Raw genomic sequence first — 21,297 nt, 5'->3', positions numbered from 1 at the left:
TTCCTCTAGATTATAGCAATAGCTTCAATTTCTATGCTTACTCCTTTTGGAAGTTTTGATACCTCAATAGTTGATCTTGCAGGTGGATTTTCAGGAAAATAAGTTGCATATATTTCGTTCATAGCAGAGAAATCATCAAGATTTTTAAGAAAAACTGTGGTTTTAACCACATTATTTAAAGAACAGGAAACACTTTCTAATATTCCTTTTATATTTTCTAACACTCTTTTTGTTTGTTCTTTTATATCCCCATCTATAACCTCTCCAGTATCTGGATCTATAGGAATCTGTCCTGATATAAAGATAAAATTTCCCACTTTGACAGCTTGAGAGTAAGGACCAATAGCTTTTGGAGCTTTATTAGTAATAAGAACTTCTTTTGTCATTTAAATTTCCCCCTTTACAATTTTTTTTAAAATATCTCCTGCTTTCAGAAAGGCCTTTGCTCTATGACTAATTTTGTTCTTTTCTTGTAATGTTAATTCTCCAAAGGTACATTTATATTCTGGATAATAAAATATGGGATCATATCCAAATCCATTATCTCCTTTTGGTTCCCAATATATATATCCCTTTACTCTACCTTCTATAAAGATTGGTTCTTTTTTCTTTTCTGGAAGAACAATAGCTAGAGTACAAACAAATTCAGCAGTTCTTTCCTCCCAAGGGACATTTTTCATTTTTTCTAAGATAATTTTCATTTTCTCTGAAAAAGAAATGTTTCCACCAAATCTTGCAGAATATATACCTGGGGCTCCTCCCAGAAAATCAATTTCAAGTCCTGAATCTTCTCCTATAGAAGGAAGATTTGTTTTTTCACAAACAAATAAGGCTTTTATATAGGCATTTTCTTTATAATCTTTTCCTGTTTCTTCTGGAAAAGAAAATATAGAAAATTCTTGTGGAGAAACAAAAAAATCCTTTAAATCAGGTAAAATTTCTTTTATCTCCTTTATTTTATTTTCATTTAATGTAGCTAAAATAATCTTTTTCATTGTATGCCTAAAGCCTTCTTTTGTATCTCAATAATTTGAGATATTCCTTTTTGTGCTAATTTTAACATTTTTTGTAATTGTTCCATAGTAAAAGGAACTTTTTCTGCCGTACCCTGAATTTCCACAATTTTAAAACTTTCAGTCATAACAACATTAAAATCAACTTCTGCTCTCATATCTTCCTGAGCAACAAGATCTAAAAGTATCTCCCCATTAACAATTCCCACAGAAACAGCAGCCAAGAACTCTTTTATGGGAATTTCTTTAATAATGCCATCTTTCTTTAATTTACTTAAGGCATCAACCAAAGCCACAAAAGCTCCTGAAATTGCAGCAGTTCTTGTTCCTCCATCTGCTTGAATTACATCTGCATCAATCCAAAGGGTTCTTTCACCAATTTTTGTTAAATCTACAACAGCTCTTAAGGCTCTACCAATAAGTCTCTGAATTTCTTGAGATCTTCCATTAAGAACACCCTTTGTTATATCTCTAACCTTTCTTTCAGGTGTTGACCCAGGAAGCATTCCATACTCTGCTGTAAGCCATCCTTGATTTGTTCCTTTTAAAAATGGTGGAACTTTATCTTCTAAAGACACAGAACATATAACTTTTGTTTCTCCCATTTCTATTAAAACAGACCCTAAGGGATATTTAAGATAATTTCTTATAATTTTAATAGGTCTTAAATCTTCATTTGTTCTCTTATCTGCCCTTATCATAGTTCTTCCTTTTTCTTATTGAATTTAATAAGTATTTTATTATACTCTTCTCTATTTACAAAACCAACTAATAAATAACAATTCTCAGAAGAAGAATATATGTATTCTGGAAATAGATAAAATTCTTTAATTTCTTCAGTATTTTTCACGTGAAGTCTTGGTCCTGTGCATTTAACTATTTTTTCTCCAATTTTAATATGCTGATGATCATGATAAGAGACATCTAAATTTTTTCTTAGGTATTTTCTAACTTCTTCCTCAATGAAGGGAATATCTAATAAAGGTTTTTCTTTTAGAGTAATAACAAAACCATGTTTAATATCACTATGGGCCTCTATTAACCTTGAATATCCATATTCTTCTAAAACTAAGCCAGTTATATCTTCTGCAGTATGGGCTTGTAAGCGGTAAGGCAAGGATTTAAAAACAATTTCTACAATTTCTTGAGGTTCGGGGCCAAATATATTAGGACGAACCACTATAACTTCTTCTCCTATTCCAATTAAAATATCTGCATTTCTTTTTATATAGGGATAAATAATCTCAAAGTGCTCCACTACAACTTTCTTATCTCTTTCTAAAGCCTTTAAAATTGCCTCTCCTAAAAGATAAATAGGAGTAAAAGCCATTTCAAAGCGTATATCTACATGATATATATACTCATAAAAATTATTTCTCTCAAAATCTTCAAGTAAAGGTAAAGGTCTTCTATAAATACCTTCATCATCGTTAGTCAAATTCAACCCTGGAAAAATTCCCTTTATAAGTAAAGATTTTCCCGAACCGCTATCTCCAACTATTCCAATTAACTTGTCAAAAGGAGAAAGAAAATTATGAGAAATAACATTTCCTAATAGAATTAATCTTACTTCCCCTCTTGGTGCATAGTATATAGCCTTATTTAGAAGGACTTTTTCTAGTTTCATTTGTCAAAGAAATCTCTCCCATAAGAATCTATTGCTACCATCACAGGAAAATGAAAAAGCTCAAGATAATATATTGCTTCAGGTCCTAAATCCTCGTAAGCTACTAACTCTATTTTTTTAATTTTTTCTGAAAGATACGCACCTGCTCCACCTATAGTTACAAAATAAATACCTTTAAAATTTTTAATAGCATCTCTTACTTCTATATTTCTTTTCCCTTTTCCTATAAATCCTTTAACTCCAAGGGAGAGAAGCTTCGGAGTAAAAGGATCCATCCTTTTGCTCGTTGTAGGCCCACAAGAACCAATAATTCTTCCAGGAGGTGCAGGTGAAGGTCCCATATAGTAAATAGTGATTCCTTTTAAATCTATAGGAAGCTTCTCCCCCTTTTCTAATGCTTCACAAATTCTTCTATGAGCAGAATCTCTTGCAGAATAGCAAGGACCATTTAATTCGACCCATTCTCCTACTTTTAAATTTAAAATATCCTCTTCTTTTAAAGGTAATTCTATTTTTTTCATATCTCTATTTCCTTAAATCTTACAGCATAACATTGAAGATTAATGGCTAAAGGCAAACCTGCAATATGAGTAGGATACTCTTCAATATGAACATCTAGAGCTGTAGTTTTTCCTCCTAATCCTCCTGGTCCAATATTTAAAGCGTTAACTTTATAAAGAAGCTCCTCTTCAAGTTCCCTTAGATGAGATTTTTTGTTTCTACTATATATAGGTCTTAATATAGCCTTCTTAGAAAGATAAATAGCTTTTTCCATAGTCCCACCAATTCCTAAACCTACAATTAATGGAGGACAAGTATTTGGTCCATATTCTTTAACATGATCTACAACTTCACTTATTATCTCATCTTTACTTAAAGTAGGATTTAGCATTTTTACTGTACTTGCATTTTCGCTTCCAAATCCTTTTATCATAACTGATATTCTAATTTTTTTTCCAGGAACACAGTTCCAATGAATAATTGGTGGAGTATTATCTTTAGTATTTTCCCTTAGAAGGGGATCTTTAACTACAGAACTTCTAAGATAGTTATCTAAATAAGCTTCACTCACCGCTTTATTTAGGAATTCTTCTATAGGGCCATCTATAAAGACTTCCTCTCCCTTTTCTATGAATATTACAACCATTCCACAATCTTGACATATAGGAATTCTTTTTTCTTTAGCTATCTTTGCGTTTTCTATTAAAATATCTAAAGCTATTCTGGCATTTATATTTTCTTCTAATTCTTTTGCCCTCATTAGAGCAGTAAGAACATCTGAAGGTAATTCAAAATTAGCATCTTCTATAAGTTTTTTTACTAATTTGTATATCTCCTCTCCTTTAACAATTCTCATCTATTTCCACCTCTAATAAAGGAGCATGCTGTTGAGCTCCATACACATCAGTATCTCCAAAATCTCCCGAGGATACAAATCTTCTTATATTTGCTTTTACTGCACAAACTGGATCAAAATAAACTATAGATAATACATCTTCTATATCTATATTATAAGTTTTTGCCCACCATTCTCTAGAAAAATAGTTTTTCTTTTTTAATCTTTCATAGATTTCCTTGTCTTTTAAAATTATATCAATGGTTAAAACAAAAGGCCCACTATTTTTTGTTCTTATAATTTTTGCTAAATTAATAAGTTTACTCATATTTTAAAGACTTCCATAGGAAATTCTAATTCTTCATTAATTAGATGATAAACACTAAATCTATAAGCCTCTCCCCATATACTTTCTGCTGGAGAGAAGGGAAAGGCTAAATTTCCTGCAGTAGAAATTCTTCCTTCATACCCAAAATGAAGAAGAGAAGATCTTATAAATCCCAATATAGTTTTTGTTATTTTCCTATTTTTACTTAAAACTTCTATTACCAATCCAAGTTCATGGGAAGTTCTCTTTTCCTTTTCCCATGGTCCCATTACTCCATTTTTACCATATATATGAAAACTTATTTTATATTGTCCTAACAATTTAGGAAAATTCTCTTCCAGAATCTTATACTGAGCTTTTAATATTTCATCTATTTTAGAAATCATAATAGGATCCCTTATACCAGCTATGCAAACCCCCCTATAACCTAAAAATTCCGCACCTTCAATCTTTATCCATTTTTTGACCGATGGAATAAATTTTGAACCTTTAACTATTACTGTTCTTTCATCTTTTTGTAAAAATACTGTATCTTCTAGATTAATCATCCCATCAGGACCATACAAATGATAAGGATCACTTTTTTCATACAAAGTATGAGATGCAACAGATAAAACAGTACATTTTTTTCTTTCATCTAAAGGAAAAACTTCAAATCGGTCTTCAAAGATTACTCCCATTAAACCATCCCTTCCACTTCCAGGTTCACAAGCTATAGCACCACATTCTAAAATCTTTCCCAAATGAAAAGAAAGGCCTCTATCATATCCCTTCATTAAAGGCAAAGCTGAGAATGGATTGGGATCATAACTTCTTCCTGCTATGATTATTTGACTATTTTTTTCTAAAGCATCGATAAAAGGTTTTACTCCTATTTGAGCAACGATATTTGTTGAATTTAATACATCATTTTCTTTTAATTCATGAGAACCGTCTAAACTTTTAATTTTTCCCTTCCTTAATGCTTGCAATACCCTTTCTTTTGAAACATCAGAAAAAATAAGAGCTATATTAAAATGCATTTTTTCCTTTTTACAAATTTCCTTTACAATATTTAAAGTCCATTCTACTGAAGTTTTTGTGCCACAGCCTCCAGCGCTTCCAATAATTAGGGGAATATCTTTCTTTTTTGCCATTTCCAATAATAAAGAAAGATCTCTTTTAGTTGCTTCTTTTTCTACAAAAGAAATTCCCTTTCCAAGATAATATGGACCTGGATCTGTAGAGCCTGCATCCACTGCAATAACATCTGGATTTAACTCTAAAGCTTTTTTATAACTTTCTATTGGAAAGCCATATCCCAAAATTGCAGTGGGAGAATATATCTTTAACATCTATTAATATCCTTTTGCTTTAAGAATACTTAAAGTCCTCTGCATTTCATTATAGACAATCATTAATCCTTCATCTACTCCCATGCCAGGTTTTGCTAAAATTTGGTCTGCTTGAGTTGCTAGAGCAATATGAACTGAAATTTGTGCTGACCTATCAGTTTCGTTACATGTTCCTCCCACATAAGCTCCTACATTATTATTCTTACAAAACAAAACTGCTTCTATAGACTTATGTACACTTCCTAAAACAGGAGTTTTTATTTGAATCATATCTACAGCTTCTGCATTAACAAATTCTTCTATATCTTCTAAACTATTGCACCATTCATCTGCAACTATGTCTACATTTATACCTTTTTCTTTCAACTTTTTCCTTAATTTTGTTAGATATTCAATTTGTTTTTCTTTACTCTCCAAATCTACAGGTCCCTCAATTCTTAACTTATTGGGATAAACTATTTTTTCTAATTTATACAAATATTCTACTATTTCATCTAGATTATACTGAAAAGCTAAACCTATAGTCCCATAAACATCAATATGAAATATGGGTTTATAATCTTCCCCTGCTAAAATTTTTATTCTTTCTTTTAACCAACCTAAGTATTCTATTAATTTTTCTCCTCTCCAACCTAATTTAGTTTCCACATTATTTATTAATGCATGAGGTAAAACATCAACCCTTTTTATAATCATTTTATCTGCATTGATATACCTATCATCTCCTGATTGGCAAAATATAGGAATAGACTTTACAATAATAGGAAGATTATATTCTTCAGCAATAATTTCTGTCATAGTTTTTTTTGTAGATTTTGCAAAAGCATCAAGAATAGCTTGCGTTATTCCATATCTTAACGCGGAATGCAATTTTTTACCATTTTCTTCCCAATTTTCAATAATTTCTGATAACTCTTTGAAGCTATTCCACTCTTTTCCCAAAAGAAAAGGAAAGATTTTTTTGTCTAAAATCTCGAAGAAATCTTTTGCTCTAAATAATGGTTCTCTTCCTCCTGCACCAGAATATTGAATGGCAGAACAATCTCCATAAGCTATACATCCATTTTCTAGTATGAAAATTATGGATAAACTTTCTCCTTTTTGTCTTACTGATTCATAACCAGGAGTTAATGGAGTACCCCTGTATGCAAAGCCATCTTCTCGAGCACCTGCTTTTATAGCTCTTTGATCATCAAAATAAAATCCTGATAATCCTATAGAATATAATGCAGAATTTATTCTCATTATTAGGTTCCCTTTTTAAATCTTCCTATAAGTCTTCCTTTACTTATTGCATATATGTCATCAAGAACCATCTGAAAACTCACAGGTCTTCCCTCAAACTTAGATCTTTCCTCAATTTTCTCTTTATGAAAATCCTTTATTTCAGTAGGAATAGGTAAATTTCCAAAATCAAAAAATCTGATAGCACCGTTATTATCTCTTATTGGCATAACTCTTCCATGGGCAAATCTACTAGGAGCAAAAGGTACATCTAAAACTCCAGAAGAAAAAGCTCTTACAGTACCAATTAAAAAATCTCCTTCTCCAAGCGTATAAACTTTATCTAAAATACTTTTTACTTCTTCCTCAATAATTTTTTCTTCTTCCTCAACAAGTTTTTGATCTAGAAAATATTGATTTTCTAACATCTGAAGAGTTTGTCGAGTATTTCTTAGGGCTTGAGCATTTGCTTCTTTAGTAGGAATTCCAATAGCTTCTTGCGGAGTTTTAACAATAATCTTTGATACAGAACCCAAAAATCCTGCAATGGTACCATAAGTTATCACAGCAAAAGCTCTTGCTTCATCTTCTGGAAACCCTCCCATCCAATGATGTAAAACTGTAGTAATATGAACATCATAATATCCAAAATCTTTAAGATATTTCTCTGTTAGTCTCTTCATAACTTTTATTGCAGCCACATCTTGAACAATATTTCCACCTTCCCCATATCCTACACTGAAACTTTTGACTCCTTGTTCTACTGCTAAAAGAGCTTCAATAATTCCTATGCTTATTGATATACACGGAGGAACCAAGGTTCCAGTTAATGGGCCAAAAGATTCTCGGTTTATAATTACTCCATTTTCTGCATAATAACCCACTAAGTAATCCACATATTGCCAATAAATAAGAGAATTCTCTAAAGGAACATCTTTTGCATAGGGTATATTATAGGTTATTCCTCCTCCTTCGAAAGACGTAAAACCAGAACATAAGGTTATCTCTGCCAAAAGTCTTGCATCAGGAGAACCATGTCTCACCTCTACTGGAATTTTAACATTTTCTATAATTTCTCTGCATCCTCTAACCCCATAATTTACTGCTGGAAAACCATTTAGCAAAGATCTTCCTTCTTTTAAGCTTTCATCTAATCCCAATTGTGCTTCTCTATATCTATTTTGACGAGTATAACTATCAATAGTTGTAGGTAAAAGATCAGCTTCATTATCTTGAAGATATTTTAATAATTCAATATGTTCCTTAAGAATTGGAACTCCTGCTCTAGGCTGTAGGAGTATTTTATTCTCCTTTTCTCCATTTCTTAGAACATAGTCAAATTGTTTTTCTAGAGGAAGAGATTTATGATATTCAATACCCGATTTCAAATCTACTTCTTTTCCTGTGTGCCATGTATTCAGAACCTCTTCTCTCATTCTAAAAAAATATTTTTCATCCCATTTCTTATTCTTTAAAACCATAGTATTTCATCTCCTTAGTATTGATCTATTTTTATCACATATTTTTTTAATATATTTATAGCTTTTTCAGGAAAGATTTCTGAGAGAAGTCCTATAGCAAAAAAGATGTATTCTTTATCTAGATAAATCTTTGGATTCCTAGGTTTCAATACAAATGGGTTTTTTTCATCAAATAATGCTGATTTTAATGCAGAGACATTATAAGGATTATAAACCAACGGACCTCCTGTTCCTATTAAATTTTCTACTCCTGTCAAATCCTTTCCATACTGAAGATATGTTACACCCATGGGAGTATAAAGCGGTTCTAAGTATCCACAATGTCTTTCTACTGCAATTCTTATAGCATGATAAGATAGTACATAATCTAAAAAGAAATCCTCTTCTTTTTCCGGTAAAAAGTCTGTATTCTCACTTAAAAATTTTACTTTTTCTTTATATGAATTTAATTCTCCTAAAAATTCTTTCCATTTTTCTTCTTCTACTATTTCCCATAAAGACAAAGCACTTACCCTTACACCTAAATCTCCTTCTACAGTTCTTTTAACATAAGGCTCAGGTAATCCCTTCCATATTACTCCAATTCCAGTTGGTCTTCCATGAGCTATAGAGCAAACATCAGTAGTTGCTCCACCTATATCTACCAAGATTGTTTCTCCCCAAATCTTCGAGAAACTTTCACAGGCCTTTAAAACTGCGAGGGGAGTTGGCATTATAACGCCTTCTAAAAAATTTTTAACTTTTTCTAAACCCTTCGCATGTATTAAACGGGAGATAAAAATTTCCCTAATCAAATTTTGTACAGGACTAATGTTTAGCTTTCCAAATTCTGGCATAACATTTTCAGTGATCCATATTTCTTTTCCTGATTTTTCAAATATTTTCTCTATTTCGTCTGATATTGTTCTATTTCCAGCATAAATTATAGGAATATTTATAGGAATTTCTGAAAGCTTTCGTGCATTAATTAAAGGATAATATCTATTTCCACCATCAGTGCCACCCGCTAAAATTATCAAATCAGGCTTTAAATCTTCTATTTCTTTTAGATCATTATCAGTTAATTCGAAACTATAAGTTTTGATTACTTTTCCTCCAGCCCCCAAAGCAGCTCTTTTTGCAGCTTCTGCAGTTAAATCGGGAACAAGACCAACTGCCACTATTTTTAGTCCACCCTTGGCACTACTACATGCTCTCTTAATTTCGAATCCTTCTAATTTCTTTCCCGTTTGTCTATATATTTCATCTAAGACATATTTTACACCAATCGTTACATCAATATTTACAGTAGATGGTACTTTTGCTTTACCTATAATCTCCTCTTTTTCTAAATCAAAAGCAATAGCTTTGGTAAAGGTACTTCCTAAATCCAAAAACAATCCTAACATTTTTTATTTTAAACCCAAATCTTTCTTTAAATCTTCAATAACCTCATCAGGAGTTGTTTTAGGAGGATAAACTCTATGAAATCCTAACTCCTTAAATCTTTTTACAACTTCTTCCCAATTCTTTTTTCCAATTCCTAAATTTCCTCCTATATAAAGAAGGATATCTCCTAAACCTGCTTCTATAAGTTTTTCTTTAAATCCTTGACAATCTAATTCTGCATGCCCATAAAGAGATGACACTAATATTGCTCTTGCACCTGTCTCAAGAGAAGCTTTTATAAAATCTTCTTGAGAGGATAAAACCCCAATATTTATAACTTCAAATCCTGCAGATCTTAGAGCATAATCTAAAACTCTAAGACCTACTGCATGTACATCAGAACCTATAACTCCAAGGACAATAGTTTTTTCTCCCATATATCCTATTCCTCAATTTTTAATTAAATAATATACAATTTTAGAAAGTCCAAAGAGATGATCTATCTTAATTCTTTCATCAACAGAATGAGGGTTTTCAACAGCAATTCCAATATTTAAAGCTTTTAACCCTCTCTCATTAAAAATGTTTGCATCGCTTCCTCCCTTTGTAGATCTAAAGGTTAATTTGTAGTTAAGATTCTCAAAAATAGGTTTAAGTCTTTCAATAATCGGATCTTTTTCATTAAAGGAATAACCTTTATAAAGATCCTCTTTTTTCAAATTCCACTTACCACCTTTTATTTCTATTATTTTTAATTGTTCCTCGAAATTTTTAAAACATAAATTAAGTTTTTCTAAATCCAAACTTCTAAATTCTCCTTCTAAATACACTTCATCGGGTATAATATTTGTTGCTCTTCCTCCTCTTATTATTCCAACATTTCCTGTAGTATCTTCGTCAATCTTTCCCCAAGGCAAATTTAATATAAATTCACTAGAAAGAAGAATAGCACTTAATCCTTTTTCAGGTTCTGCTCCTGCATGGGAGGCCTTTCCATAAATGTTTAGAAAAAAACGGGAATGATAAGGCGCTCTAAGAATCACAGAACCCAATTCCCCATCAGAATCTAATACGTATCCTTCATTAGATTTAATTAAGGAAAAATCTAAATTTTTTGCACCAAGAAGACCTATTTCTTCAGCAACAGTAAATATTATTTCTATATTTCTATGCTCCAGATTATCCTCTATTATTGCTTCCACAGCTTCTAATATTGCAGCGATTGCAGATTTATTGTCTGCTCCTAATATAGTGTTTCCACTACTTTTTATATATTCCCCGTTAATATTAGGAATAATATTCTCACATGGTGAAACTGTATCCATATGAGCAACTAAAAATATAGGATCCCCTTTTCCTTCAAAATTTATAATTAAATTACCTGAATTTCCTCCAATTTTTTCTCCTGCATTATCTTCTTTGTATGGTAAATTCAATCTTTCAAGTTCTTTTTTTAAATAATCACAAAAATTTTTCTCTTTGAGAGAAGGACTTGAAATTTTAACCATTTCTTCAAATCTTTTTATTAATCTCTCCTTTGAAAGCACCAACCTCACTCCTTTCCCAATCAATTTTATTAACATTCCAATCGACCTTCAACAATTTCTTCAAAATTTCCTTAAACTCTAGTTCATTTTTTGTCACAAAAATATCAATTTTTATTTCTTCTACATTTTCTTCATCCTTCTCTACAATATTTACAATTTCTTCTGAAGGATCAATTACTGTTATATTAGAATAATTTCTTTTTATAACAGGAGCAATAAAGGGAAGATGAGTACAACCTAATATAAGCCCTTCAATATTCTTTTCCATTAGTGGAATCATACATTTATGAAGTTCTTCTTCTATAATCTCTCCTTCAATTATTCCTTTTTCTATTGTTTCTAATAAAATCCCCTCACTACAGGACTCGACAAAAACTTTTATTTCTGGATTAATTCTTTTTATTAATTGAGGATAAAGTCCGCTTTCTAAAGTTCTTCTAGTAGCTAAAACTCCAAGTATCTTTCCGTTAAATCTAGAAAGTCCCGATAAAGCTGAATTTACTATACTATGGATAGGAAGAGAAAATTTATTTCTTAAATAATCATAGGCAGTAGAAGATGCGGTATTACAGGCAATAATTACTTCTTCTACTCCTTCTTCAAGAAAAAAGTTGATAATCTCATCTACTCTTTTCTGAATAAAATCTACAGGTTTTGTACCATAAGGAAAATATTTTGTATCTGCAAAATAAATAACTTTTGATATTTTTTTTGTTTCAATTAAACTTTTAAGAACAGTTAATCCTCCAACTCCAGAGTCCAAAATACCAAGTTTTTTCATGCCTCTGTCACCTTTCTATATTATATTTTTCTATTGCCTCCTTTATTTTTTCCACAAGACTATTTTGAAACTCTTCAGAGATTAATAGGAGTCTTTCTTCATTATTACTCAAAAACCCCATTTCAATAATAACTCCTGGAATAGGTATTCGAGACAAGACATAAAATTTTCCTTGTCTTAAAGTTCTAACAGAATAATATTTCGACAGAGTATCAGAAAAAGTTTTAGCTAAATCAAACGAAAAATCAGTAGAGTAAAAAATTTCTATACCTCTAACATCTGGAGAAAGAGCTGCATTAGCATGAATACTTAAATAAATAACTTTCTCTGTTAAATTATTATTTTGTAAGAAATTTTTAACAAAACTCACCCTATCATCTAAACTTATTGTTTCATCCTTCTCTCTAATAAGTATAACTTTATATCCATTTTCTTTTAATATCTTTGAAAGCTTAAGAGAAACCTGAAGATTTAAATCCTTTTCTAATATATTTGAATATATAGCTCCAGGATCACTTCCTCCATGTCCGGGATCAATAATAACTAAAAGATTCTTTGTTTTTTCTTCTATTCTAGGATCTTCTATTTCTCTAGGAAAATTTATTTTCAAAGTATCTGTAAAGACTTCCTCATTAAAAATAGTAGCAGTGTAAAGATCAAAAACGATTCTTAATATTTTAGGATTAATACTCTGGAATCCAAATCTTATTTTTTCTACAGGATTTTCGTTTACAAAAATAGTATTTGTATTAGAGGTTGTAGCATTAGGAAAGTCAAAAAAAATTCTTTCTGGGTTTTTCAGAATACCTTTAGAGTAAGTAAAAGCTGAATTAAAAAGAAGATTAATAGAGAGATTTTTTTCATCCTTTATCCATTTTATGTCTACAAGTTTTATCTCTAAAGATTCTTCACTTTTTTCCTTAGAAAAATTTAAAACTACTTGTCCGTTATCTGAAGTTATTTTAGGTTCTAAAAAGTCTTTATAGAATTCTAAAACTATTCTAACCACATAAGGTGCGGTAGAATATTGAGAATATCTAATATTTTTAATTCCAGAAATTTTAGGATAAATCTCACCCTTCTCTATTAAAATACAGTTATATAGATCAAAAACTAATCTATTTGGATCTTTTAGTTTAAAACTCTTATACTCTATCTTATCCTCAGATTTTATCTTGAAAAATACCTTTTCCTCTTTCCAGCTAATCTCATCTATAATTTGAACTATATAAATAGCCTTTTCTTTAATAATCACTCGATATCCCAATAAAGAAAAAAGAGACTTAATGGGGAGAAAAATATCACTATCTATAGATAAAACAGGATCTAAAAGCTTATAAGACTTTTCATTAATAATACATTCTTTTCTTCCAATATTTCCCACGAAAAGTTCCTTTGAGTTTTTAAAAATAAAAACTTTCTCTTTTTCTATTTTGAAAGAAGAACTTAAAAGAGAAGAGATCAATGTAATAGGAAGATAAATTTCTTGTCCTTTAAAGTGTGGAGTAACAATAATTTTATCTTTTATGTTAGGAAAATATAAAGAAAAAATTTCTTCTCCATATACGGAGAAGAACAAATTAAAAAGAGCAAAAACTATTAAAAACATCAAAATTTTTTTTAAAATCTTAAGTCCTCCAATAAAAAAATTGGTGGAGGCGGCGGGAATCGAACCCGCGTCCAAAGAGTAGGAGCCAAAAACCTCTACAGGCTTAGCGGAAGTTTTAATTTTTTCGGAATCTATAGACTCCCTTCCGCAGGATTCTATAGATTCCTATCCCAAATTATTTTCCCCCTCTCTTATGGGAGTCAAGAGGGGTAGCTGGCTTATCTTACGCCCTTCTTAACCCTGCCAGCCTAGGTTAAGAGGACGTAGCTGCTAAATTAAGCAGCTAAAGCTAAATTTGTGTTGGCAGTTCTTTTTTGCCGTTGTTTTATGAGGTAACGGCACCTCAGCCTGCAGTCTTTGACCCCCAAACTCCTTGTCGAAACCATTCGCCCCCTTAATATTTTATTTTATAAGCTCTTTCTAATTCTCTTTTTTCAGCTTTTTCTGCTAAATCTCTTCTTTTATCGTATAATTTTTTACCCTTTGCAAGTCCTAACTCAACCTTTGCCCATCCTCTTTCATTAAAATATATAGAAAGAGGTATCAATGTCAAGCCCTTTTCCTTAATCTTTCCTATAAGACGAGATATTTCATCTTTATGCATTAAAAGTTTTCTCGGCCTTTTAGGATCATGATTATATATATTTCCTTTATCATAGGGACTTATATGAAGATCAAATAGCCACAATTCTCCTTTGTCAATATCTGCATAACTATCAACAATGCTTACTTTTCCCTCACGAAGAGACTTAACCTCGGTACCTGTCAGAGCAATTCCTGCCTCATAAGTCTCTAGTATGTAGTAATCATGTTTTGCTTTTCTATTAATAGTTACATATTTTTTTACCTGTCTCATATTTTAATTATATCATAGGATTAATCAGGATAACCATTGGGATGATTTTTCAACCATTTCCAGTGAGATTCAATGATCTTCTCTAAATCACTATACTGAGGATTCCATCCTAAGTCTTTTTTAATTTTCTCAGAACTTGCTATTAAAATTGCAGGATCTCCTGCCCTTCTTCCTACTTCTTTTACAGGAATTCTTTCTCCTACAACCTTTTCAGCAGTTTTTATGACTTCTCTAACTGAAAAACCTCGAGAATTTCCCAAATTATATATATTAGAACTTTCTCCAGATAATAAAGCTTCCAATGCTAATATGTGTGCAAAAGATAGATCTGATATATGAATATAATCCCGAATACATGTTCCATCGGGAGTAGGATAATCAGTTCCATAAATTTCTACATAATTTCTTTGTCCAAGGGCAGTTTTTAAAATTAATGGTATAAGATGAGTCTCGGGATTATGATCTTCTCCTAGCTCTCCCTCAGGATCACAGCCTGCTGCGTTAAAATATCTTAAAGACATATATTTAATACCAAAAATTTTTTCATACCATTTCAGAATTTCTTCGAACATTAGTTTTGAGGAACCATAAACATTTGTAGGAATTGTAGGATGATCTTCAGGAATAGGAATAACTTTAGGTTCACCATATACTGCAGCAGTGGATGAAAATATTAAAAACTTAACATCATATTTGACCATACATTCTAAAAGATTTAATCCTCCTAAGATATTATTTTCAAAATATTTTCCTGGATTGGTCATAGATTCTCCAACCAGACTTGCTGCAGCAAAATGTAAAATTCCCTTAATATTAAAGCTTTCAAAAATTTTCTCTAAAGAATCTTTATCCTTTAAATCTATTTTATAAAAATATTTTGACTTTACTGCGGACCTATGTCCTTTTTCTAAATTATCAATTACAATTACATCATAACCTTTCTTAATTAAATCTTTAACCACATGACTCCCAATGTACCCTGCACCACCAGTTACTAATAATTTTTCCATTTATTTTTCCTCCAATTTTCTTAACTCTTCCCTAAAATTTCCCCAAAAATTTAAGAAAAAGGCTAAAAAGATACCTAAAAATATACTGCTTACTCCCGCAATAAGAACATTTAAAGTAGTTGAAGGCTTACTCTTTTTGACTGGTGGGACAGCGTAATCTACCACTTGAACAACTATATTTTCTTTTGCTTCGTTAACTTTTGCTTGTTCATATTGAGAAGTTAATAAAGTATAAATAGTCTCCTGAACTTTTACTTCCCTCATCAATCTTCCCAATTCAAGACCCAAGGAAGGGAGTTGAGAAAGTTTTTTCTCATATTTTTCTATAACACTATCTAAGGCTTTCTTTTTTGCCTCATTAAACACTATTTCTAATTGTAAAGAAAAGAGTTTATCCAAAGAATAATTCCCAATAGCCTTTGATATTCTCTCAATTTCATCCTTCATTACCTTTTTTGTCATATCTACTGCTGCTTTTGCAGCAACAACTTTGGGATGCTCAGGTCCATATTCCAATGATAATAAAGCTAAATCAACTTCTTGAGAAATAAGTTTTTCTCTCCATTCATTTAAAGAGGAAGTATAAGTTAAGGATGTTATTGCTAAAATATCTTTCCTTTGAAGATTAGTCTGTTCTATTAATATATTTTGAAGATCCTCAAGATTTCTCTTAGCAAGTTTTATGGACATATCACAGGATTCCCTCTGAGAATAAAGATTTGCTAAATTATCAATTAATACCTTTGCTTCACTACTAACATCAATTAATAAATGTCTTTCTTGAAAGTTTTTTAACTTTTCCTCTGCTATTTTTAGATCTCTTTCAACCCTTTTTAATTGTTCCTCAATGAACATTCTTTCTCTCTTTGCAGAACTAATATTTAAAGAAGCAATAATTTTCTCTAAAGCTTCTACATATGCATTTGCTATATCTGCGGAAAGTTTTGGATCTTTTGCTTCTGCAGTGATAGTTATAGTATTTTCTTTCTCATTTTGAGTTATTTTAACTATTTTTCTTAAAGCCTCAATTTTTTCCTCTCTGAATTTATGTTCAAAGTAATTATCAAGTTTTAATTTATCAAAAACATACTCTGCAGCACTTCTACTTTTTAAAATAGCTACATAATTAGCAGCAGGAGTAGTTATTCCAAGAATTCCAATATTTACTGGTAAACTTGAGATAAGACTACTTAAACCTGATGTTCCCTTTTCAGATGGGATAAGAATTACTGAAGATGCGGAATATATTTTAGGAGATAAAAGACTGTAAACAAGGGCTAAAATTACTGAAATAATAAAAAGAGCTATAATCAAATTTTTTCTTCTCCAAATTATATGAAATAATTCCACTAAACTTATTTCTTCAGTACCTATATCTTCTTTCATATTTTTCCTCCTACCATCCAAGAAGAGGTCCTATAGTAGATCTTAATATCCCTATTCCCATCAGTATTTGAACAATATCTTGCCATCCCTTAATAAAGACTTCTGGAACAAAAATTATATCATTTTCTTTAATTTCTATATCCAAGTTAACTTTGCCTTTATTTATAATATCAGAAAGATTAACAGGAATAATCCTTGATTCTCCATTTTCTTCTCTTATTACAGCTACTTTACCAAGGTCTGCTCTATCTTTTAATCCTCCCGCTAAACTTATATACTCTGTTAATTTTCTTCCTTCTTTATAATCAAAGGCACCAGGCATATTAACTTGTCCTAATACATAAACTAATCTTCTTAATTCCGAAACATAAACAGTATCTCCGTCTTGTAAAATTAAATTATCTTTTTCTTTTCCTTGAATTGCTTCTGCAATATTAAAGGTGTATATTACCTTTTTTCCATTGATTACTCTTTCTAATTGCCCATTTTCTCTTCCTGCCTTCTCAGTTATTCCTCCTGCTCTTAAAATTGCATCTCTTATTCTATCTCCTGGATTTATTTCATAAACCCCTGGAAACCTTACCTGTCCCAATATTTTTACTGTCATAGTTATTGGAGGAACATAAATTACATCTCCAGGATATATTTTAATCTCCTCTTCTGCTACCTCTCCTAAGACTAAAATCTTATATAGATCTACAACAATCTTGTTATTAGGATTTCCTTTTCTTCTTATTTCTATATTTCTAAGACTTCCATTAGGAAGTATTCCTCCTGCGTTATTTATAATCTCGCTTATTCTTGCTCCTTCCATAGCTTGACCTGAAATTACTGCTCCTTCAGGAGTAGTTCCCAATTTTTCCACTAATTGTACTGGTCCTGGATTTTTCACAAATCCTAAAACATAAACCCTTTTAATTTCTGGAATAATATTAATAGTATCTCCACTTTGTAAAAATAAATTTACTTCATCCCTTTCCTTTTCTTTTCCATAAAACAATTTATAAAGATCTAAATCAATTCTTTCACCCGATACTCGATCTAAAGTTGCGCCAAAAAGAGAAGCCCTTTCATTAAGCCCTCCAGCCATGTTTAATACATCTAACAATCTTTCTCCTTCCTTTATCTCGTAAATCCCTGGATTCTTTACTTGCCCTAATACTCTTACACTTTTCTTCATAAGAGGAACATATACTAAATCTCCTTCCTCAATAAAGGGATTTTGACTTAAGTCTCCTTCTTTTAAAAATTTTAAATAATCAACCTCTATTATTCTATTACCTCTTTTTATTTGTATCCCTCTTGTGGATGCAGAAGACTTCAATCCTCCTGCTGTCTTTATTAAATCATCTAATCTACTTAATGCAAGCATATTATAAGTTCCTGGATTTACTACTTCCCCACTGATAAATACCTTTATTCTCCTTGGATATACCAAATCTAAAGAAATTATACTTTTAGGATACAGTCTTATTAACTGTCTTGAAATTTCCCTATTTGCATTATTTATAGTTAAATCGGACACTTTTATACTTCCAATCATTGGTAAAGAGACAGAACCAGTAGGAGAAACAATTAAATCGTATATTTCTGGGGCTTCTTTTTCTTTTATCAAATATAACCTTAATCTATCACCAGGACCTAATATATATTTATCAGGATCAACAGGAGGACCAATATAAATATCTTCTTGTGTACCCCATCTTTGTAATTCTTGAGAATAGCTAAGAGTTATAAATATAAACAATATAATTACTAAAAATAATAACTTCTTCAAGTTTACAACTCCCTTCTATAAAGTTAGGTAAAAAACATCTAAATTATTTAACTCTACTTTCTCCCTATCTTTCCCAAAACCAATTGCATTATTCCTTTTAAAGTTTCCATTACTCCAATACCCTCAATAGCTACCGCTTCAAAATATGGATATTTACCATCTACATTAAGATGTATATTTAACTCCTCCACAGAGGATATATTAGGTAAATCTCTCTTATTATATTGAAAAACAAAAGGAATTTCCTCAAATTTATAACCTACCATCGATAGTTCCTTTTTTAATGCCTCAAAAATTTTTATATTCTCTTCTAATCTTTCTTTTTGAGAATCTACAACATAAACCAAACCATCAGCACCTCTTAATATCAACTTTCTGCTTGCTTCATACAAGGCTTGTCCTGGAGTTGTATAAAGTTGAAATCTTAATTTAAATCCATGAACAGTACCAATCTCTAAAGGCAAAAAGTCGAAAAATAAAGTTCTTTCTGTTTCAGTTGCTAAAGAAACTAATTCTCCTCTTCTTTCTGGAGAAACAGTTTTATATATCTGCTGAAGATTTACTGTCTTTCCTGAGAGTCCAGGTCCACAATATACAATCTTACATGTTATTTCCTTTTCTGCATAATTTACTATTGCCATAAATCTTAATTCCTCCTAAATTTTTCTACTTTTTAAAGAAATCCTCCACATCTCCAAAAGATATTTCAACTTGGGGTAATTCTTTTTGTCTTTCTCTAATTTTCCTAATTATTTGAGCAAGATTCTGACATGCTTTTTGAGCAAAGAGTCTTACCATACCAAGAGTTGTAGAGTCATCAAAAATCACTAAGAGAAGAACTTGTTTTTCAATATGAGAGATATGAAGATGATTTCTTTTTCCTTGATGGAAGATTAAAGAAAATTCTTCTTCCCCTAATAATTTAGCTAATTCCTGAGTTGCAGAGAAAGCACCAGCAGCCAAAGCAGAGATCGTTACAAAATCAAATTGTGAGGCAGTTCCTTTACCTCCAATAACTGTACCACTTTTATCCACCAGTAAAGCTGCTTTTGCTTTAGATTCCCCTAAAAATTGGCTTAAATACCTTTCTATCTCCTCTTGATCTTCGAGGGAGATAATAAGTGATAGTAATTGCTCTCTCTCATCCATTTATAGCCCTCCTAATTAATAAATTTGGAAAATTCTTTACAAAAAATTAAAGAAAAATAACATTCTTTTAAAAAAATTATAAAACAGTAAATAGGAATAGTCAATTAACTTTCCTCCCTAAGACTTAAAGATCTAAAAGCAGTAGGACCCTTTAAGAAAAGTAATTTAACGGTTCCTGTAGGACCATTTCTTTGTTTTGCAATAATTACCTCTACCTCTTCAGGAATATTAGATTCTTCTTCAGAAGTTTGAGCAGATTTATAGTAGTTTTCTCTATACAAAAAGATAACAACATCTGCATCCTGCTCTAATCCCCCAGAACCTCTTAGATCGGAAAGCTGAGGTCTCCTTTCTGCTCTTGTCTCTACTGCTCTTGAGAGTTGAGATATGGCAATTACAGGAATATTAAGTTCTCTAGCCAAAGACTTTAATCCTCTAGATATTTCTGATATTTCTTGATGTTCTGTTTTATTTTTCTCTAATAATCTAATAAGTTGTAAATAGTCTACAATAATTAGAGATAAACCTCTTTCAGCCTTTAAACGTCTTGCCCGTGCTCTCATTTCCATTACTGTTAAATTAGGGGTATCATCAATATAAATAGGAGCTTCTGCCAATTTACCAAAGGCCTTTGCTAATTTAGGCCATTCATTTTCTCTTACCTGACCTGTCCTTAATCTATGAATATCAATACTTGCTTCAGACCCAAGCATACGTAAAGCCAGTTGAAAACTAGACATTTCTAAACTAAATATTACCACAGGAAGTCTTTCTTCTATTGCTACATGCTGAGCAATATTTAAACAGAAAGAAGTCTTTCCCATACCAGGACGAGCTGCAACTAAAATTAAATCGGAAGGTTGTAGTCCCCCTGTTTTTCTATCCAAGTCCCAAAAACCTGTAGGAATACCAGTATAAGGCCTTCCAGTTTGATGAAGTTTTTCTATTTCTTTAAAGCTCTTTGCCAAGAGATCTCTTAAAGGAACAGGCCCACTTAATCTATGGGTCTCTGCAATTTCAAAGATTAACTGTTCTGCTTTATCAACCAGATATTCTGGGGATTCATTTTCTCTATATCCAAAGGAAACAATTTCTGTTCCAACACTGATAAGTCTTCTTAAAAGAGCCTTTTCTGCAACTATTTGAGAGTAATACTCAACATTTGCTGCCGTAGGAACCACTTCTAACAAAGATGCCAAATAAACACTTCCCCCCACCCTTTCTAAAAGCTGTTTACTTCTTAACTCTTCTGTCACAGACACTAGATCTACAGGAAGTCCCTTTTCAAAAAGATCGATGATTGTTCTAAAAATGATAGCATTATGTTCATAATAGAAACTCTCTGGTCTTAATACTTCTACAACCTTTGCAATAGCGTCCCTTGATAAAAGCATAGCTCCTAATACAGCCTGTTCTGCTTCTTCATTATGAGGAGGAACTCTTCCTAATATTTCTTCTTTATTTTTCATTT

General features: G+C 31.3%; 22 protein-coding genes and 1 other RNA gene. All 23 read right to left on the bottom strand.

Annotated elements, in window-relative coordinates; translation table 11 throughout:
- Positions 1-5: 5 nt before the first annotated feature.
- The 23 genes from NZ841_02550 to dnaB all read right to left on the bottom strand — a co-directional run bounded on the left by NZ841_02550 (position 6) and on the right by dnaB (position 21,295).
- Complete coding sequence (locus NZ841_02550; protein ID MCS7201642.1) at positions 6-386, bottom strand: RidA family protein; 381 nt, start codon at positions 384-386, stop codon at positions 6-8.
- Positions 387-995: an RdgB/HAM1 family non-canonical purine NTP pyrophosphatase gene (rdgB, locus tag NZ841_02545; GenBank protein MCS7201641.1), complete on the bottom strand. Its 609-nt coding sequence runs from the start codon at positions 993-995 to the stop codon at positions 387-389. It abuts the gene before it with no gap.
- Positions 992-1,714, bottom strand: coding sequence for a ribonuclease PH (gene rph / locus NZ841_02540; GenBank protein ID MCS7201640.1), 723 nt, complete (start codon positions 1,712-1,714; stop codon positions 992-994). Before rph ends, rdgB begins: the two co-directional genes overlap by 4 nt.
- Positions 1,711-2,640, bottom strand: coding sequence for an alanine-tRNA synthetase second additional domain-containing protein (locus NZ841_02535; GenBank protein ID MCS7201639.1), 930 nt, complete (start codon positions 2,638-2,640; stop codon positions 1,711-1,713). The genes rph and NZ841_02535 overlap by 4 nt, the downstream gene beginning before the upstream one ends.
- On the bottom strand, positions 2,637-3,161 hold the full coding sequence (locus NZ841_02530; protein ID MCS7201638.1) for a FumA C-terminus/TtdB family hydratase beta subunit: 525 nt from the start codon (positions 3,159-3,161) through the stop codon (positions 2,637-2,639). The genes NZ841_02535 and NZ841_02530 overlap by 4 nt, the downstream gene beginning before the upstream one ends.
- A complete protein-coding gene (locus NZ841_02525) occupies positions 3,158-3,997 on the bottom strand; it encodes a fumarate hydratase (GenBank protein MCS7201637.1) in 840 nt (279 codons plus the stop codon). The genes NZ841_02530 and NZ841_02525 overlap by 4 nt, the downstream gene beginning before the upstream one ends.
- Positions 3,984-4,304 carry a DUF4387 domain-containing protein gene (locus tag NZ841_02520; protein MCS7201636.1) on the bottom strand — a complete coding sequence of 107 codons (321 nt, stop codon included), beginning with the start codon at positions 4,302-4,304 and terminating at the stop codon, positions 3,984-3,986. Before NZ841_02520 ends, NZ841_02525 begins: the two co-directional genes overlap by 14 nt.
- A complete protein-coding gene (locus NZ841_02515) occupies positions 4,301-5,638 on the bottom strand; it encodes a DUF1446 domain-containing protein (protein MCS7201635.1) in 1,338 nt (445 codons plus the stop codon). Before NZ841_02515 ends, NZ841_02520 begins: the two co-directional genes overlap by 4 nt.
- Before the next feature lie 3 nt (positions 5,639-5,641).
- Positions 5,642-6,883: a methylaspartate ammonia-lyase gene (locus NZ841_02510; protein ID MCS7201634.1), complete on the bottom strand. Its 1,242-nt coding sequence runs from the start codon at positions 6,881-6,883 to the stop codon at positions 5,642-5,644.
- 2 nt (positions 6,884-6,885) lie between these two features.
- A complete protein-coding gene (locus NZ841_02505; protein MCS7201633.1) occupies positions 6,886-8,343 on the bottom strand; it encodes a methylaspartate mutase subunit E in 1,458 nt (485 codons plus the stop codon).
- Between the two features lie 14 nt (positions 8,344-8,357).
- Positions 8,358-9,731, bottom strand: a complete 1,374-nt coding sequence (gene glmL / locus NZ841_02500; GenBank protein MCS7201632.1) for a methylaspartate mutase accessory protein GlmL — start codon at positions 9,729-9,731, stop codon at positions 8,358-8,360.
- Between the two features lie 3 nt (positions 9,732-9,734).
- Entirely contained in the window at positions 9,735-10,148 is a 414-nt protein-coding gene (gene glmS, locus NZ841_02495; protein MCS7201631.1) for a methylaspartate mutase subunit S, read from the bottom strand.
- A 12-nt stretch (positions 10,149-10,160) separates the two neighbouring features.
- Positions 10,161-11,258 (bottom strand): M20/M25/M40 family metallo-hydrolase, encoded by a 1,098-nt coding sequence (locus NZ841_02490; GenBank protein ID MCS7201630.1) that lies wholly within the window; start codon positions 11,256-11,258, stop codon positions 10,161-10,163.
- A complete protein-coding gene (murI, locus tag NZ841_02485; GenBank protein ID MCS7201629.1) occupies positions 11,224-12,039 on the bottom strand; it encodes a glutamate racemase in 816 nt (271 codons plus the stop codon). Before murI ends, NZ841_02490 begins: the two co-directional genes overlap by 35 nt.
- 7 nt (positions 12,040-12,046) lie before the next feature.
- The gene (locus tag NZ841_02480; GenBank protein ID MCS7201628.1) at positions 12,047-13,648 is read right to left on the bottom strand and encodes an N-acetylmuramoyl-L-alanine amidase family protein; all 1,602 of its coding nucleotides are present in this window, start codon (positions 13,646-13,648) and stop codon (positions 12,047-12,049) included.
- 41 nt (positions 13,649-13,689) lie between these two features.
- Positions 13,690-14,042, bottom strand: a transfer-messenger RNA (tmRNA) gene (ssrA, locus tag NZ841_02475).
- Positions 14,043-14,504, bottom strand: a complete 462-nt coding sequence (gene smpB, locus NZ841_02470) for an SsrA-binding protein SmpB (GenBank protein ID MCS7201627.1) — start codon at positions 14,502-14,504, stop codon at positions 14,043-14,045.
- Positions 14,505-14,524: 20 nt separating this feature from the next.
- On the bottom strand, positions 14,525-15,514 hold the full coding sequence (gene galE, locus NZ841_02465) for a UDP-glucose 4-epimerase GalE (protein ID MCS7201626.1): 990 nt from the start codon (positions 15,512-15,514) through the stop codon (positions 14,525-14,527).
- The gene (locus NZ841_02460; protein ID MCS7201625.1) at positions 15,515-16,900 is read right to left on the bottom strand and encodes a GumC family protein; all 1,386 of its coding nucleotides are present in this window, start codon (positions 16,898-16,900) and stop codon (positions 15,515-15,517) included.
- A gap of 10 nt (positions 16,901-16,910) precedes the next feature.
- Entirely contained in the window at positions 16,911-18,677 is a 1,767-nt protein-coding gene (locus tag NZ841_02455) for an SLBB domain-containing protein (protein ID MCS7201624.1), read from the bottom strand.
- 53 nt (positions 18,678-18,730) lie between these two features.
- On the bottom strand, positions 18,731-19,318 hold the full coding sequence (locus tag NZ841_02450) for an ADP-ribosylation factor-like protein (protein MCS7201623.1): 588 nt from the start codon (positions 19,316-19,318) through the stop codon (positions 18,731-18,733).
- Positions 19,319-19,343: 25 nt separating this feature from the next.
- Entirely contained in the window at positions 19,344-19,826 is a 483-nt protein-coding gene (locus NZ841_02445) for a roadblock/LC7 domain-containing protein (protein MCS7201622.1), read from the bottom strand.
- A 104-nt stretch (positions 19,827-19,930) separates the two neighbouring features.
- Positions 19,931-21,295, bottom strand: coding sequence for a replicative DNA helicase (gene dnaB, locus NZ841_02440; protein MCS7201621.1), 1,365 nt, complete (start codon positions 21,293-21,295; stop codon positions 19,931-19,933).
- Between the last annotated feature and the right edge of the window lie 2 nt (positions 21,296-21,297).

It is taken from the genome of Dictyoglomus sp. (genome assembly GCA_025060475.1).
Taxonomy (GTDB): domain Bacteria; phylum Dictyoglomota; class Dictyoglomia; order Dictyoglomales; family Dictyoglomaceae; genus NZ13-RE01.
Note: the sequence above shows the minus strand (reverse complement) of the source record. Positions and strands in the feature narration are given on the sequence as shown.

Excerpts from the sequence above, each read along its gene's own strand:
- NZ841_02550 (MCS7201642.1), bottom strand. The coding sequence starts at position 386 with ATGACAAAAGAAGTTCTTATTACTAATAAAGCTCCAAAAGCTATTGGT.
- rdgB (MCS7201641.1), bottom strand. The coding sequence starts at position 995 with ATGAAAAAGATTATTTTAGCTACATTAAATGAAAATAAAATAAAGGAG.
- rph (MCS7201640.1), bottom strand. The coding sequence starts at position 1,714 with ATGATAAGGGCAGATAAGAGAACAAATGAAGATTTAAGACCTATTAAA.
- NZ841_02535 (MCS7201639.1), bottom strand. The coding sequence starts at position 2,640 with ATGAAACTAGAAAAAGTCCTTCTAAATAAGGCTATATACTATGCACCA.
- NZ841_02530 (MCS7201638.1), bottom strand. The coding sequence starts at position 3,161 with ATGAAAAAAATAGAATTACCTTTAAAAGAAGAGGATATTTTAAATTTA.
- NZ841_02525 (MCS7201637.1), bottom strand. The coding sequence starts at position 3,997 with ATGAGAATTGTTAAAGGAGAGGAGATATACAAATTAGTAAAAAAACTT.
- NZ841_02520 (MCS7201636.1), bottom strand. The coding sequence starts at position 4,304 with ATGAGTAAACTTATTAATTTAGCAAAAATTATAAGAACAAAAAATAGT.
- NZ841_02515 (MCS7201635.1), bottom strand. The coding sequence starts at position 5,638 with ATGTTAAAGATATATTCTCCCACTGCAATTTTGGGATATGGCTTTCCA.
- NZ841_02510 (MCS7201634.1), bottom strand. The coding sequence starts at position 6,883 with ATGAGAATAAATTCTGCATTATATTCTATAGGATTATCAGGATTTTAT.
- NZ841_02505 (MCS7201633.1), bottom strand. The coding sequence starts at position 8,343 with ATGGTTTTAAAGAATAAGAAATGGGATGAAAAATATTTTTTTAGAATG.
- glmL (MCS7201632.1), bottom strand. The coding sequence starts at position 9,731 with ATGTTAGGATTGTTTTTGGATTTAGGAAGTACCTTTACCAAAGCTATT.
- glmS (MCS7201631.1), bottom strand. The coding sequence starts at position 10,148 with ATGGGAGAAAAAACTATTGTCCTTGGAGTTATAGGTTCTGATGTACAT.
- murI (MCS7201629.1), bottom strand. The coding sequence starts at position 12,039 with ATGAAAAAACTTGGTATTTTGGACTCTGGAGTTGGAGGATTAACTGTT.
- NZ841_02480 (MCS7201628.1), bottom strand. The coding sequence starts at position 13,648 with ATGTTTTTAATAGTTTTTGCTCTTTTTAATTTGTTCTTCTCCGTATAT.
- smpB (MCS7201627.1), bottom strand. The coding sequence starts at position 14,504 with ATGAGACAGGTAAAAAAATATGTAACTATTAATAGAAAAGCAAAACAT.
- galE (MCS7201626.1), bottom strand. The coding sequence starts at position 15,514 with ATGGAAAAATTATTAGTAACTGGTGGTGCAGGGTACATTGGGAGTCAT.
- NZ841_02460 (MCS7201625.1), bottom strand. The coding sequence starts at position 16,900 with ATGAAAGAAGATATAGGTACTGAAGAAATAAGTTTAGTGGAATTATTT.
- NZ841_02450 (MCS7201623.1), bottom strand. The coding sequence starts at position 19,318 with ATGGCAATAGTAAATTATGCAGAAAAGGAAATAACATGTAAGATTGTA.
- NZ841_02445 (MCS7201622.1), bottom strand. The coding sequence starts at position 19,826 with ATGGATGAGAGAGAGCAATTACTATCACTTATTATCTCCCTCGAAGAT.
- dnaB (MCS7201621.1), bottom strand. The coding sequence starts at position 21,295 with ATGAAAAATAAAGAAGAAATATTAGGAAGAGTTCCTCCTCATAATGAA.